Here is a 15,109-nt window from a genome sequence, read left to right as displayed (position 1 = left end):
CTGAAGAGATAGGAGTTAATAGTAATTAGGAATATTTTTTCCTAAAGTTATATCTCTTTTGCCAATCCAGATACCTTTTTCATTTTTGGTTAGTTTGATAATGCCCGAACCGCCGCGATTTTGGGCATTTTGTAAGTCTTTTTGGGTAAGGAGTGGGTCATCTTCAAACTGATATTCGTCAATCCAATATTCATTTTTTTTCGATTCCTTGATGATAGGATGGATATGGGCCGCAAATCGCTGATTAGGATACGCCGCTGGGCGAATCGTACTAAACTGATAGCGCCCTTGGGCGTCGGTCTTCATCCATCCACGAAGATGTCCATGCCGCCGCCCGTGCTTTTGGGCAGCGGCAGGTTTGTATTCACCTTTTACATCCGTATGATATACGTACAAGATAACGCCCGCCGCTGGTGTTTTACCGTCTTTTTGGTAAATCGTACCGCTAATCATCATACGTTCGCCTTCTTCTTTGGGAGAGGCGAGGGTGGTTTGCCAATGCAGCTGCTCAGGAATACCTTCAAACATCAGCTCGCAATCTTCGCAACCACCCCCTATTTTTTGACAATAACCTACTGAAATGATAGCGGTACACATCAAAGTTAAGGTCAGCTTTTTCATTTGTTTTTTTATAAATAATCTGAAAATCTCCTCTCAAGAAAGCGTATTACCACAAAGGCGTCTTAGTTTTCGCCGCCTTTTTTATCATCGTTGTTGATGCTTTTCTTACTGCGCTGAGGTTGGCTGCTCATTTTTCCAAATTCATAAGAAAAACTTACTCGCCAACCCCGATTGAAGAACCGACTCATACCATCTTGGACAAAAGTAGGGGAGGAAAATTGAATTTTTTGTTCGATATAAGGGGCAAAAAAGTTGTCTAGCCCTAGACTAACAGAGCCTTTTTTCTTTAAGATTTCTTTTTGTAAAGCTACATTGTAATAGGCATAGCCTCCGATTTTGCCTTGCAGCATTACCCTTGGTGAATTGAAAAAGCCAAAGAATTGCGCTTTTAAGCCTTTCCCAAAATCGTAGGTAGAATTAAGGTTGAGGCGGTACATCCAATTGGAGTTTTGAGCCTGTAGGGCAGGACTATTGAGGATGTTATAATACAAATTGATAGAGCCATTAGAAGTGAATTTTTTCTTGATTTTGGCCGAACCACTCAGCGTGAGTCCGTAGGAGATATTTTGAGAAATATTCTGGAAAGTCAAATTAGACACTCCTTCGCTATCTACGGTACGGATGCGTTCGATGGCATTGTTGGTTTGGCGCATGAAAAAGGTGGCATTCACCGATGACTCTTTGATATAAACGTTATAGCTTGCTTCAGCGCTGTGGGTTAGTTCGGGGTTGAGATAAGGATTGCCCGAATAGGTTGACTGAGGCTCACTCGCATTTACGTAAGGATTTAAAAACCAAAGCATAGGGCGCTGGATTCGCTGTGAGTAGCTGAGTTTTAATTTTTGGTTTTTTGGTAAATTTCTCGAAATACTGACATTGGGAATGAGGTTGCCATAATTGTTTGAGAAAGGCACCTTACCCGCCAAAAACTCTGCTTGAATAAAAGTATGCTCATAGCGAGCGCCGGCATTGATACTCCATTTGTTTTTGGAAGTACGCGAGTAGGCAAGGTAAGCAGAGGCTACTTGCTGGTTATAATCAAAGACATTGGCAAGTGCGGGCACATCCTGAAAATCATCACTTCCGTCGAGGGCAGTGGCTACCCGATAGTCGCTTTTTACATTTCTCAAAATACTTTTGGCCCCGACTTCTAAGGTACTGACGCTATCAAGCGGATTGGTAAAATCTATTTGGATAGTCCCTTCATAATTGCGGCTTACATTAGGGCTTTTTTCGCGGTAATAAATAATGTTTTCGGCGTTGAGCTGATCGAGGTTGTAATAACTATCTTCTGCTTCTTTCGAAAACATAGTCAGAACGTTAAATTCTTTTTTAGGCTTTTTGAAAGTCTTATTATAGTCAATGTTGAGCGTGCCCCCGTCCCAATCATAAATGCGATATAATTTTCGGGTAAACAAGGATGGAGTGGCAGTACCGCTCGAAAATTCATTGAAGTAGTCAAAATTCATAGCATTTTTGCCATCATAAAAGTTGAGTCCTGCACTTAAACGATTGAGGGTATCAATATCCCATTCCGCCGAAATATTGCCATAAAGGTTTTCGCCACCGCCCCTAAATGAAGTATTTTGGATAAGTTTGGTTTGATAACTTTCGACGGTGGAGAGACGAGTCAGGCTGTTTTCGCCTAGGTTACGCCATTTGTTAAAACCCCCTCTTGCCGATACCCCAAAGCTTTTTTTACGGTAGTTGAGCGAGCCGTTGTAGTTATCATTCCAGCGACCAAAAGACGTATTGGCCTTGCCATTGATGCCTTGTAAGTTGTTTCGTTTAGTGATGATATTGATGATACCCGCTGTGCCTTCGGCGTCGTATTTGGCAGAGGGTGAGGTGATTACCTCAATCTGCTTGATGTCGTCGGCGGGGATAAGTTTCAATACATCGGCAATACTCTTCGCCATCAGATTGGAAGGCTTATTGTTGATGAGTACTTTGATGTTTGAACTTCCACGGAGTTCGACGTTACCGTCCAAATCTACCGCAATCGAAGGGATTTTGCGCAATACATCCCCCGCATTTCCTCCCTTGATTGTGATGTCTTTTTCGGCATTATACACCAAGCGGTCGGGTTTGTCTTCAAACAAAGCTTTTTGTTCTACCACCCTTACTTCATTGAGTTGTTGGGCGGTTTGTGAAAATGAAATAACACCTACATCTAGGTCATTATCTTGGCTTACTTTTAGTCCATTTACTACCTTATCTTGATAACCTACGAAGGTAATTCTGATTTCGTAGTTTCCATCAGCTACTTTCGAAAACACGAATTTGCCAGTTACATCAGAAGTTGCTCCTTCTAAAATTTTGTTGTTTTGCAAGAGTGCCACCGTTGCAAATTCAACAGGTTTGCGAGATGCAGAATCAAGGATAAAACCCGTGATTTTTGATTTTTGGGCAAAAGCATAGCCCGTAAGCCCTAAAAATAGGGCCAAGCAGCATAAATGTTTCATGGTTTAGATTATTTGGCTGTCAAAAAGAGTGAGTGAATAGATTTTGTGGTTAGGATGGATGTTGTCGTGAATACTCTATTTTTTTAGATTGGTTACAGCAAGGAGACATTTTTTTAGAGAATGTTGCATCAGCTTTCTATTTTTTGGGCTTTAGTTAACTTTTATGACCCTGACACTTTGATGATACAAAAGAAATAAGCGTATGCAAAGGGAGATAATTTCTTAGGTGAGAAGATAAAAATACTTGATAAAAGGCACCCTAAAAGCACTCGTCAAGTGATTTAGATGTTTGACGTAAATTATTTGGGCTACAACCCCGCAATTCCCTAACTTTCAGCATGGAAATACTTTTTAGATATCGTATAGACCACGTCTTGTTTTGGCTGGCAACGATTTCATTTCATGCCTACAACCGCAGCTATATTATTGACAAGCTGAGCTGGGGTGACTTTGTGGGAGAGTTATTGGTACGAAATCTCCTACTGGCGGGCGTTATTTATGGTAATTTGTGGATATTGATTCCAAGGTTGTTCAATGCCAAGCGTTATGGAGGATATTTTTTGAGCCTAGCAGGATTGGTTCTGGCCTATGTGCTGTTCAAAAATCTCCACGATATGTATCTATATGGCTATGTATTGGGAGATACCGAACGACAAACATTGTGGGTCAATACCTTTTATAATGTCTCTATTGCGGTATTTTACGCTATTTTTAGCATGGCTATTTGGCTGAGCAGAGAGTGGTTTTATCAGAGAGAATTGGTACAAAAAATCAGAAATGAACAACTGGCAACAGAGCTGCAATATCTCAAATCACAGATGAACCCACATGTGGTGTTTAATACCCTAAATCTTATCTATGGCTCTATTCATAAAACCAACCCTATAGCACGACAGCTAGTGGTGCAGTTTTCGGATTTGCTACGGTATCAGTTGTATGAATGTAATGCAGAAAAAGTAGGCATCGAAAAAGAAATAGAATACCTCCAAAACTACATTAATCTTCAGCGTTTACGGAAAAATGACAATTTGAAGGTTGAGGTAAATTTTCATCAGGATATACAGGGTATTTTGATAGCTCCCTTGCTTTTTTCGCCTTTTGTCGAAAACGCCTTTAAGTTTGTAAGTGATCATGTCAGTGCTTTAAATGTGATTGATATTCAGATGTTTACAGAAGAAGGTGCTTTGGTGTTTTTGTGTAAAAACACTAAAAATGAAAAACAAATGAAGCCTAAATCATCGTCAAGTGGCATTGGCATTGCCAACGTAAAAAGGAGATTGGAATTACTTTATCCTCGGTGTTATCAACTCGAAATTCGGGAAACAAACGAATTATTTGACGTTTTTCTAAAAATAAACTTGAAATCAAGCCTATGAAAATCAATTGTTTGATAGCGGATGATGAGCCAATAGCTCGTCAGATTTTGCGAGAATTTGTGGAAGATTTGGAATGGCTGTGTCTAGTAGGTGAAGCCGAAAGCCCCTTAAAGGCCATCAATCTATTGGCCCAGCACCCGATTGATTTGCTTTTTTTGGACATAGAGATGCCCCAAATGAGTGGGCTAGAGCTTCTTAAAAAAATACCAAATCCTCCCGCTGTAATTGTGACGACGGCCTATCCACAATATGCTTTGGAGGGGTTTGAGTTGGATGTGTTGGATTATTTATTAAAGCCCATTTCGATTGAGCGTTTTATAAAGGCTGCTTTGAAAGCCAAAGGTTTTTATGAGCAAAAAAATAAAAGTTTGACTACGAGTGCTGATTATTTTTTTGTGAAGTGCGACGGAAAAATCGAGCGAATAGAAATAAAAGATTTGCTGTATGTCAAAGCTTTAGAAAACTACATTGTTTTACAAACTACTCAGCGAAAATACATTACCTATTTGACCATGAGAGGTTTAGAAGAGTATTTGCCTACTGAGCAGTTTGTCAAAATTCATAAATCTTACCTCGTGCCGGTAGGTAAAATTGACCGTATAGAGGGCAACGAAATCCACGTAGGTGACGAGAAGCTACCCTTAAGTCGCAACCTACGAGCCGAAGTATTAGAAAAAATAGAATCCAAATTTGTTAAAAGATGACTTTACAATGGAATATTGCCATGTTTCTTTTTGGGGAGATTAGCGACTTTGTTTTCAAGCATTTTAAAAGCTCTTAACAATTTCTCCCGCGTTTGTTCGGGATAAATCACTTCATCAATATATCCGCGATGAGCAGCTCGGTAGGGGTTGGCAAACTTAGTGGTATATTCTTGAACTTTTTCTTGAAGCTTCGCTGCCGAGTCATCTGCTTCGGCAATCTCTTTTTTGAAAATAATTTCCGCTGCTCCACTCGCTCCCATCACGGCGATTTCGGCCGTAGGCCAAGCGTAGTTCATGTCAGCTCCGATGTGCTTTGAGTTCATGACATCATAGGCACCACCGTAGGCTTTACGAGTAATGACCGTAACGCGCGGCACCGTAGCTTCACAAAAAGCATAAAGCAATTTGGCGCCGTTGGTGATGATAGCATTCCATTCTTGGTCGGTACCAGGCAAAAAGCCGGGTACATCTTCCAATACCAACAAAGGAATATTGAAGCTATCACAAAACCTAACAAATCGAGCCCCTTTGGTGCTTGAATCGATATCAAGTACGCCCGCCAATACCGCAGGTTGATTGGCTACAATGCCGATACTCCGCCCACCAAGACGGGCAAAACCGACGACGATATTTTCGGCAAAATATTTATGAACTTCCCAAAAACTTCCCTCATCTACTAGCTCATCAATCACCTCTCTCATATCATAAGGTTGATTGGGGTTTTCGGGGATAAGAGTATTGAGTTTGGGCCTTTTTTCATTGCTTGCTTCGTAAGGGAGCATGGGAGCTTCTTCTTCGCAATTTTGGGGAATATAACTCAACAAACGACGTAGGTCACGAAGGCATTCTACTTCGTTGGCACTTACAAAATGGGTCACGCCTGATTTGGTGGCGTGGGTCATCGCCCCCCCAAGTTCTTCCGAAGTTACATCTTCATGGGTGACGGTCTTTACTACATTGGGACCTGTCACAAACATATAGGAGGTGTTTTCTACCATCATAATGAAATCCGTAATAGCAGGCGAATACACTGCCCCGCCCGCACAAGGCCCCATAATCGCCGAAATTTGCGGAATGACCCCCGAAGCAAGGGTATTGCGGTAAAAAATATCGGCATAACCTGCCAACGACAATACACCTTCTTGAATACGAGCACCGCCTGAGTCATTAAGCCCAATAACAGGCGCTCCATTTTTCATGGCCAAATCCATGATTTTGCAGATCTTTTCGGCGTGGGTTTCAGAAAGAGAACCCCCAAAAACGGTAAAATCTTGCGCAAAAACATACACTAGGCGTCCTTCAATAGTACCATAGCCCGTGATAACGCCGTCGCCCAGATAGTACTCTTTATCAAGTCCAAAGTCTTTACAACGGTGCATGACAAACTTCCCAATTTCTTCAAACGACCCCGCATCAAGCAGCAATTCAACGCGCTCTCTGGCGTGAAGTTTGCCTTTTTTGTGTTGTTGCTCGATACGCTTTGTACCACCGCCTAATAGCGCTTCCTCATTTTTTTTGTCCAAAATTTCTGTTTTACTGGGGGATGTTGGGGTTGTTGCCATGTAAGGGTAAGTTCATTGAAGGTTTGTATAATCTTTCACAAATTTAAGAGACTTTTGGACTTATTCTAATGTCATATGAGCTTCTTATATTGCTAAAAAAGTATAGAATTTGTCAAAAAACGATGCAAATCCTGTACCTATCTTGGGTATTAATTATAATGCTTTGAGTAGCATAAAGGCATTCGCAAGGGCTTGATGATAAATCGTGGCGTGGTTTTTATTTTTTAAGTAATCAAAACCTACTTTTAGCTGAGAAGAATCCTGATGTTTGAGAAATTGGTAGAGTTTTTTTGCATCTCTCTCCATGATTCGCCCTTCCTTTCCTACTGCTATTATTACCTTAGTGGGCTGAGTAGGGGCTACGGGAGAAAGCTTCAATAAGGATTCTTTATCCCACCATAAGCTCGGACTTACGATGATATATTGGTCAAACATCGAAGGTTTTTTGAAAAGAATTTCCGTAGCTAGTAAACCTCCAAGTGATTGACCAATAAGCATTTTGGAGGTGCTGGTTTTGTAGTTTTTTTGAATATAAGGCTGAAGTTCTTTCTCCAGAAAAGAGATAAATTGAGAAGAACCCCCAGTGGTTGGAAAATCTTTTTTGTCTTTCTCGATAGTAGTAGGATAAGTAAAATCGCGTTTTCTGTCTCGATTGGCAATCCCTACGACGATAGATTTGGGTAAAACATCAATCCAAGGAAAATTATAAAACTGAACTAAGCCCGATACATGGATGAAATCTTCGTCGGCCGAACCATCCAACAGATAAATAACGGGGTATAGCGCCGCCGAATCTGGCGAATACCCCTCAGGTAAATAAATATTGAGATACCGTTTTTCTTTTAATTCGTTTGAATAAATTTCTTCAATTACCCCCATTACAAATGGTTTTTTTGCTGTGCTTTGACTTAAAGCAGCATGGCTTACAGACAATAGTAGCAGTATCCAAGAGTGTGAAAGAAAACGTTTCATCATACCGTTATTTTTTATCAATCCCCGAAAGTACCCTGCGAATGTCGTTGGCACGCTGCATAAAGCCAAAGCTTGCATTGACATCGCGTGTATCAATGTAAGTTTTGTACTCCTTCAAAAATTCAATATAATCGCCTAATGCCCTAGAAAGATTCTCTCGGTTTTGGTCAAAAATAGGTGCCCACATAGCAGGTGAGCTTTTGGCGAGGCGTACAGTGGAGCTAAATCCCGTACTTGCCATATCGAAAATATTTTGCTCGTCTTTTTCTTTTTCTAAGACCGTATATCCTAAAGCAAAAGAAGTAACGTGACTTAGGTGCGAGACATAGGCAAGATGCAAATCATGTTCTTCAGGCGACATGTAATGTATTTTCATTCCAATGTCTTTAAACAATGCTTCTACCAAAGCTAGGCTATCAGAAGCACTTTTTTGAGTGTCACACAAAATGACATTTTTTTCAGGAAGAAGTTCACGAAAAGCGGCTGAGGGACCTGAATTTTCTGTTCCAGCCATAGGATGAGCCGCTACAAATCTCTGGCGATTGGGGTGCTTATCAGCAGCTTCACAAATAAGCCGTTTGGTAGAACCTAAATCAACAACCGTAGCTTTGGGTGGTATGAGGTCAAGTACTTTAGGTACTAAATCAACGATATGATTGACTGGCACCGCCAATACCACCAAGTCTGATTGAGGGACAGCCATTTCGAGGGGAAGAACTTCATCGATAATGCCCTTGGCCACTGCCAACCTACCATGAACTTCTGACGCATCCACTCCGATGAAATGCATTTTGGGGTATTTGTCGCGTAAAGAGAGGGCATACGAGCCTCCTAGCAGTCCTATTCCGATGATAGAGGTATTCATTTTAAATAACAATTTTGGCAACTAATTAGAATAACACAATTTAAGTAGGATGCAAAAGTAGGGACTTCTCTAAAATAAGTGTGGAGAAGTGATAGAATCTTAGATTTTATAGTAAAAAAGTGCAATTTCATACAGTTTATTGTACATGAGTTGGAGAGGCAACTATTTTTTATATTACTTTTAAACTTTAATTAAACTAATGTTAAGCGATAATTTGTACATGGACCGAGCACTAGAACTAGCAATGCTTGGTAGTGGGCACGTCAGTCCAAATCCAATGGTAGGATGTGTGATTGTGTATGAGGGTCAAATCATTGGAGAAGGATGGCATAAGAAGTACGGGGATTGGCACGCAGAAGTCAACGCTATAAATGATGTAAGTCAAGAAGATTTGTTTAAGCTTGAAGATGCCACGGTATATGTAACTCTAGAGCCATGCTCTCACTTTGGAAAAACACCCCCTTGTGCAGATTTATTGGTAGCCAAAAAAGTGAAAAGGGTTGTGGTTTGTAATGATGACCCTAATCCATTGGTGGCTGGTAAAGGTATTCAAAAACTCAGAGCTGCTGGAATTGAGGTTACTACAGGAGTTTTAGCTGAAAAAGGTAGACAATTAAACATACGTTTTTTTACTTTTTTTGAAAAAAAACGCCCCTATATTATTCTCAAATGGGCAGAAACAGCTGATGGGTTTGTGGCTGATGAAAATAAACATCCGCTTAGTATTAGTGGCAAACAATCTAGGATGTTGGGTCATCAATGGCGCGCCCAAGAAGATGCGATTTTGGTAGGAACTAATACCGCTCTTAACGATAATCCACAGCTCAATACACGTCTTTGGACTGGCCCTAATCCTACTAGGGTGGTTTTGGATCGCACCTTACGTTTACCTACTACTTTGAATTTGTTTGACAATTCTCAAAAAACGTTGTGTTATAACGCATTTAAGAACGAAGAAAGTCAAGAAACGAGCTTTGTACAGATAGACTTTGACGAAAACTTTTTAGAACATTTTTTACAAGATCTTTATCAACGAAAAATACAGTCTCTTTTGGTTGAGGGGGGAACCGTGCTACTCCAAACCTTTTTAAATGAAGGGAAATTTGATGAAGTGCGAATTTTTAAGAGTCCACTTATGATTACACGGGGGACAGAAGCCCCCTTGCTTTCTGCAGGTTTGAAGTTTGATAAGCAAATAACGGTAGGTGATGATATTTTTTGGCGTTATATAGCATAAATTTTGTTACTTTTTGTTTAAATGTAAGTCTATACATACAGTGTTTATACATAATTGAAATAGTTGTTTTAGGACAATAACTTGGAATTAGGAAAGCATTGTAGATAGAAAGTGATTGCTGCTTGGTAAGTCCGTATTTTAATAAAACACTAGCAGAGATTTTAAATACTATTTTGTCTATATGCTCAATAATTTTTATTCACAAAATGACCTATCATATTGCTGTGGATAATATTTAGAGATTTAGAAGCCGTATATTTTAATGATTGTATAACCAACCAAGACAAATGTGGATACCTGCCCTATACTTAACCAAAATTGACCAAACAATGACTGTATCTAGTAAAGTTCTATTACTAGAAGGTGGAAATACAGACATCACTGAAGTAGAAACGGCCTTGGAAGCCTCTGCATATGATGTTTTTCGTGTTATTCCAGCCTCTAGTAATGAATTTCTTCAAACTGTATTAATCTATCAACCTAGCTTGATTGTTTGCGATGTGGCACAAGCGTCGGTGGTAGAATGGATTAAAAAAGAATCGGGTTTAGACTTGCCAGTCGTTTTTTTGGCTTTGGATAGTTCGATAAGAGTGCCCGCTAATATTGAAGGGAAAGTGGCTTTTCTAATGGCTCCCTATTCAGATAAGATACTTTTTTCTACCATTGAATTGGCGCTTGCGTAGTTTTTTGATAAAAATCTGTCAATTACTTTTCTAGGATTTTCAGATTTTTATTGTATTTCTTCTTTGTGGATTTGAGCGGCTTTTACCATCTTTGGGCAAATCTATTCTTTATATTTGACCCTATCTAAACACTTATGTCTCGAATCGCCCTGATTACGGGAGCCACGTCCGGAATAGGACGAGCTACGGCCGTCGCGTTTGCCAAAGTAGGTATAAATCTTATTTTGTGCGGGCGTCGCCAAGAACGTTTGGAGGAATTAGCTTCCTTTCTTAATTCACAGGTAAAAACTACTACTTTGTTGTTTGATGTGAGCAATAAAGAGGCGGTTTTTACTGCTATTGAGTCTTTGCCCGAATCCTGGCAGGCTATTGATATATTGGTCAATAATGCTGGAAATGCACATGGCTTATCATCTATTCAAGAAGGTAGCTTAGAAGACTGGGACGCCATGATTGATGGCAACGTACAAGGCTTACTGTATGTTTCGAAAGCTGTCATCACAGGTATGGTGGCACGTTCTCGAGGGCATATCATTAATTTGAGTTCGGTAGCGGGTAAGCAAACTTATGCCAATGGAGCGGTGTACTGTGCTTCAAAAAAAGCTGTTGAGGCCATAAGTGAAGGGATGCGTCTAGACTTGACACAGCACGGGATCAAAGTCACCAATGTGGCACCTGGCGCAGTCGAAACAGAGTTTTCGTTAGTGCGTTTTAAAGGAGATGAAGAGCGAGCTGCCAAAGTGTATGAAGGGTTTGAGCCACTACTAGCAGAAGATATTGCGGATGCTATTCTATACGCCGTCTCAGCGCCTGCTCGTGTAACGATTGCGGATATGACTATCTACGCTTCTGCTCAGTCGGCTCCTACTACGATTTATCGAAAATAGCAGTTAAAGTCATGAATATGTCTCTTTGGGAAATAAATTGCCGTCAGCACGATAGCCGTACCCAAAGAGAAAAACCCTTTAGAGTGGTAAGGTGTGAGTTTAACTACAAAACCAATGTCACCGATAGTCACTTACTCAATAGTATTTTAGAAAAAGGAAAAGAATTAGCGGCATTGGTCAATCCCAGGGCTGCTAATTATGCTATTACGCCACGTAGTTATGACAAAATCCTAAATAGCTGCGTGGCAGGCTTGTTGTCGGAGTGGCTCTGGAAAAAATTGTTGAATCGCCGGGGAGAGATTGTGGCCGAGACCGAATTTCATCATTCTAAGACTCAAATCGATTTGCAGGTATTAAGTTCTCGCCAAAAGATAGAAGTACGCTCTTCTTTTCCTCGCAACGGGATTCCTTTTGCAATTTGTAGCCACAGTCATGAATTTGATGTGATTGGACCTTATGCCAACCATTATAAGCCTCAGGAAATCCAGAAAGATTATTATGTACGTACGCTCTTTCATTTAGCAAAGGTAGGAGAACAAAAAGATATAAAAGGAAGGACTTGGCCTATCGTGGAGCGGTTGATTGATAAGTTACAACAGGATGGATTTGAGGCCTACCTGACGGGAGGCGCTACTTGGCAAATGATGAATGACGATAGTATATCTAAAAATAAAGATTTTATTCCAGAGGATGAAATAAGTCTTCAGCGCTTGGGTGTGGCTTCACAATATCGCGTAGTACCCTTTCACAAAGCATTGGATACAATAGAGGTATGTGATATTATACGCGAAAATAATTTAAAAAGGTAAGTGCCTTGAGTTTCAGAGAGATTCGATTTTTTTGTAAAAAAAGTTAAAGAAAAGTTTGGAAAAGCATTTTTAGACCTACATATTTGCACTCCCAAACGACGCCGACGGGCGGGAAATTAAAAAAATAATCGGGAGTTTAGCTCAGCTGGTTCAGAGCATCTGCCTTACAAGCAGAGGGTCGGGGGTTCGAATCCCTCAACTCCCACACTGAAAATCAGATAGTTGTAAGTCATAATAAGTGTCTGATTATTTTGAAAAATAATAACAAATCGGGAGTTTAGCTCAGCTGGTTCAGAGCATCTGCCTTACAAGCAGAGGGTCGGGGGTTCGAATCCCTCAACTCCCACTTCAAAGAAAGAGCGATGAATTTCATCGCTCTTTCTTTTTATTTTCTATCTTTCTGGCTTCTAAGGAATACTTATGCCTGAACAAATAGCCTTTTTGGACGAGTGGGGGAATACCGATCTCGATTTTACGAAACCTGCTACTTCTACGCATTATATTGTGGCGGCGCTGCTGCTTTCCAAAACTGCTTTGCCCGAAATAGAAGAGCGGTTGGAAGTAATCCGTCATCAATTCTTTCCCAATGCCCACATTCATGCTTCAAAAGTAGGTAATGATGACAAGCGTCGCTTGCAGATTTTGACTGAATTACTCAAACTTCCATTTCATATCTTTGGTTTGGTGGTTGATAAGCGGCAACTTCGTACCGAAGGATTTCAGTACAAAGGCTCTTTTTATAAGTTTTTGCATGGCTTGGCCGACCGAGAGCTGTATCGGACTTTTCCTAACTTGGAGTTGGTTGCCAATCTACTCGGTAGCGATAGCTTCATGGAGGGTTTTGTGAAATACGTGTATGCCAATCATATCCCTAATTTGTTCAATCAGTCTAGCTTTGGTTTTGTGCAAGATGCTTCGCAGCTAATCATGCAAGCGGCGGGCTTTGTGGCTGACACACTGGCACGATGTTATGATGAAACGGTTTTGTCGGAGCATCGTCAGGAATTTTCGTCTTTGCTCAAATCCAAAATGCTTACATTTCGTTATTGGCCTGAGGCATTTCAGCCGCTTTCGGTTCAAGTACCCGAAGAGGCTTTTCTTTATAATCGAGAAATTGCGGAGCTGAGTTTGCAATTGGCACAGGATTATTTACACCGAAATCTAAATTATACAAGTGCGCCGCAGAAAATCGACCAAATTCACTGTTTGGGTTATTTGATTTTTCATTTTCGGCACGTCAATCCAATGCGCTATATCTCAAGTCGCGAGTTGATGAATCATATTCAAGCAGGGCGTAATACCAATATCAGCTTGCATTATTTTCAAGCGAAAGTGATAGCGCCTCTTCGTGATGCGGGGGTGTTGATTGCGAGTAGTTCTAAAGGATATAAGTTGCCCGCAGGAGAGCAGGATTTATATAATTTTATCAATCATAGCAATACGATTATCCAGCCTTTGCTGTCACGAATCCAGAAGTGCCGTGACCGTATTTTGTTGGCTACCAATGGCGAACTCGACTTGCTAAGTCAGTCGGAGTATAAATTGTTGAAAAAGCTACTGGATTAATAGGAAAACTACTAGAATGAAATTATCCGAATATATAAAGAAGAGAAATGGTGTTCCTTTCGGACATCCCAATTCGCTTCGTTCTAATTTAGAAAGGTCGCTTGGTGCACATAATTTTTCAGCCTTTTGGAATTTCTGGAATCCGATTTTTGGTTATTATTTAGGAACAAAGATATTTCGACCGTTAAAGAAAATATTTCCAACAGGATTTTCTTTAGTGTTAACGTTTGTTTTCTGTGGACTTATCCACGATTTAGTAACGACTTTAATAAGAGGGAAAATCTCGCTGTTTTTTTCGGTTTGGTTTTTTTTGATGGGAATGGCTGTTTTGATTGCAAAACAAATTAACTACGACTTATCAAATCAGAAATGGATTTTTAGAGCTTTAGTAAATCTATCAATAGTTGGTGTGTGTGTATATATAACAAACCAACTAAATACAATATTTAGTTTTTATTGAAGTTTGCAGAGAGAGATGAGCGAAATATAAGTATAAAAAACAAAGCGCAATGCTATTAATATAGCATTGCCAAAAGCAGGGTGAGACGTCTTCTATGAAATCCCGAAAGCTTTCGTAATACTAAAAATCCCCGCCTACGGCAATCCTAGGCTGTTGTTAAATAATTACTTCTTGCATTATACATTATAATATAGAAGCAAAATACACTGCTAAATGTGTGTACATTGCTTTTCGGAACTCTTCGACAGTACCCGTTTTCAAAATCTTGAATAAATCGTAGTGCGTTACGGGATTAGGGATTTCTATCTTTTTACTTTGGTTATAATAACCCGTAAACACGTGGTCGAAAGTCGGCATTAAAAGCGTTTGAAATCTTTTGAAGGTATCATTGCCAGTCATTTCGTATAGCTTTCCATGAAAGGCAATCTCTTCTTCTTTCGAAACAACCGTCGCGTCGTTTTGACTTGCTACAATCGCTTCTAATTCGTTTAAATCTTGTTCGGTTTTACGAGCAAAAAGAAATTCGGCGATTCCCATTTCTAAGATGAGCCGAAGTTCAAATACATCTTTGAGATTGTCTTGACTTAAAAGCGACGGATTCATTACTTTTTCTAAGCCCACTAGCAAATCGGGCTGGGCGATTACCATGCCACGGCGTGGACGTGCTTCAATCATGCCCAACATTCTTAATCTACTAAGTGCTTCTCGTACCACATTTCGGCTCACATTCAGTTTCTGAGCCATCTCTTGCTCATTGGGCAAGGAATCTCCTGGCTTAAACCCACTTTCGGTAAAATACAATCGAAGACTGTTTTCGACGCGGTCGGTCATCGACAGACTCCCAAGAGGCTCTAGAGTATCTAGTTTGTTTGTAGTCATATATTTTCTATCCCTGTACAATG

14 protein-coding genes and 2 tRNA genes are annotated in these 15,109 nt (G+C 40.2%); 10 read left to right on the top strand and 6 right to left on the bottom strand.

Annotated elements, in window-relative coordinates; all coding sequences use genetic code 11:
* Positions 1-15 precede the first annotated feature (15 nt).
* Both P1X15_RS23730 and P1X15_RS23725 read right to left on the bottom strand, forming a co-directional pair.
* Positions 16-621: an intradiol ring-cleavage dioxygenase gene (locus P1X15_RS23730; protein WP_277340629.1), complete on the bottom strand. Its 606-nt coding sequence runs from the start codon at positions 619-621 to the stop codon at positions 16-18.
* A 62-nt stretch (positions 622-683) separates the two neighbouring features.
* Complete coding sequence (locus P1X15_RS23725) at positions 684-3,086, bottom strand: TonB-dependent receptor domain-containing protein (RefSeq protein WP_277340628.1); 2,403 nt, start codon at positions 3,084-3,086, stop codon at positions 684-686.
* A gap of 338 nt (positions 3,087-3,424) precedes the next feature.
* Here P1X15_RS23725 and P1X15_RS23720 point away from each other — a divergent pair, with 338 nt between their 5' ends.
* Positions 3,425-4,462, top strand: a complete 1,038-nt coding sequence (locus P1X15_RS23720; RefSeq protein WP_277340627.1) for a sensor histidine kinase — start codon at positions 3,425-3,427, stop codon at positions 4,460-4,462.
* The gene (locus P1X15_RS23715) at positions 4,459-5,166 is read left to right on the top strand and encodes a LytTR family DNA-binding domain-containing protein (protein ID WP_277340626.1); all 708 of its coding nucleotides are present in this window, start codon (positions 4,459-4,461) and stop codon (positions 5,164-5,166) included. Before P1X15_RS23720 ends, P1X15_RS23715 begins: the two co-directional genes overlap by 4 nt.
* A gap of 2 nt (positions 5,167-5,168) precedes the next feature.
* Here P1X15_RS23715 and P1X15_RS23710 read toward each other — a convergent pair whose 3' ends face one another.
* The 3 genes from P1X15_RS23710 to P1X15_RS23700 form a co-directional block, all read right to left on the bottom strand.
* Entirely contained in the window at positions 5,169-6,728 is a 1,560-nt protein-coding gene (locus tag P1X15_RS23710; protein ID WP_277340625.1) for an acyl-CoA carboxylase subunit beta, read from the bottom strand.
* Between the two features lie 153 nt (positions 6,729-6,881).
* Complete coding sequence (locus P1X15_RS23705; RefSeq protein WP_277340624.1) at positions 6,882-7,703, bottom strand: alpha/beta hydrolase; 822 nt, start codon at positions 7,701-7,703, stop codon at positions 6,882-6,884.
* Positions 7,704-7,707: 4 nt separating this feature from the next.
* The gene (locus P1X15_RS23700) at positions 7,708-8,565 is read right to left on the bottom strand and encodes a prephenate dehydrogenase (protein WP_277340623.1); all 858 of its coding nucleotides are present in this window, start codon (positions 8,563-8,565) and stop codon (positions 7,708-7,710) included.
* 220 nt (positions 8,566-8,785) lie between these two features.
* On the opposite strand from P1X15_RS23700, the gene ribD reads away from it, so the two are divergent.
* From ribD to P1X15_RS23660, 8 genes are all read left to right on the top strand, one after another.
* Positions 8,786-9,802 carry a bifunctional diaminohydroxyphosphoribosylaminopyrimidine deaminase/5-amino-6-(5-phosphoribosylamino)uracil reductase RibD gene (gene ribD / locus P1X15_RS23695; protein ID WP_277340622.1) on the top strand — a complete coding sequence of 339 codons (1,017 nt, stop codon included), beginning with the start codon at positions 8,786-8,788 and terminating at the stop codon, positions 9,800-9,802.
* 329 nt (positions 9,803-10,131) lie between these two features.
* A complete protein-coding gene (locus tag P1X15_RS23690) occupies positions 10,132-10,485 on the top strand; it encodes a hypothetical protein (RefSeq protein WP_277340621.1) in 354 nt (117 codons plus the stop codon).
* Between the two features lie 134 nt (positions 10,486-10,619).
* Positions 10,620-11,372: an SDR family NAD(P)-dependent oxidoreductase gene (locus P1X15_RS23685; protein ID WP_277340620.1), complete on the top strand. Its 753-nt coding sequence runs from the start codon at positions 10,620-10,622 to the stop codon at positions 11,370-11,372.
* Positions 11,373-11,383: 11 nt separating this feature from the next.
* Positions 11,384-12,181 (top strand): hypothetical protein, encoded by a 798-nt coding sequence (locus P1X15_RS23680; protein WP_277340619.1) that lies wholly within the window; start codon positions 11,384-11,386, stop codon positions 12,179-12,181.
* A 130-nt stretch (positions 12,182-12,311) separates the two neighbouring features.
* Positions 12,312-12,386 (top strand) — tRNA-Val (locus P1X15_RS23675).
* 66 nt (positions 12,387-12,452) lie between these two features.
* Positions 12,453-12,527 (top strand) — tRNA-Val (locus P1X15_RS23670).
* A 74-nt stretch (positions 12,528-12,601) separates the two neighbouring features.
* Positions 12,602-13,747 carry a DUF3800 domain-containing protein gene (locus tag P1X15_RS23665; protein ID WP_277340618.1) on the top strand — a complete coding sequence of 382 codons (1,146 nt, stop codon included), beginning with the start codon at positions 12,602-12,604 and terminating at the stop codon, positions 13,745-13,747.
* 16 nt (positions 13,748-13,763) lie between these two features.
* Positions 13,764-14,207, top strand: a complete 444-nt coding sequence (locus P1X15_RS23660; RefSeq protein ID WP_277340617.1) for an acyltransferase — start codon at positions 13,764-13,766, stop codon at positions 14,205-14,207.
* Between the two features lie 183 nt (positions 14,208-14,390).
* On the opposite strand, the gene P1X15_RS23655 is transcribed toward P1X15_RS23660, so the two are convergent.
* The gene (locus tag P1X15_RS23655) at positions 14,391-15,086 is read right to left on the bottom strand and encodes a FadR/GntR family transcriptional regulator (RefSeq protein ID WP_277340616.1); all 696 of its coding nucleotides are present in this window, start codon (positions 15,084-15,086) and stop codon (positions 14,391-14,393) included.
* Between the last annotated feature and the right edge of the window lie 23 nt (positions 15,087-15,109).

It is taken from the genome of Runella sp. MFBS21 (genome assembly GCF_029433105.1).
Classification (GTDB): Bacteria; Bacteroidota; Bacteroidia; order Cytophagales; family Spirosomataceae; genus Runella.
This window is presented reverse-complemented; position numbering and strand designations above follow the sequence as displayed.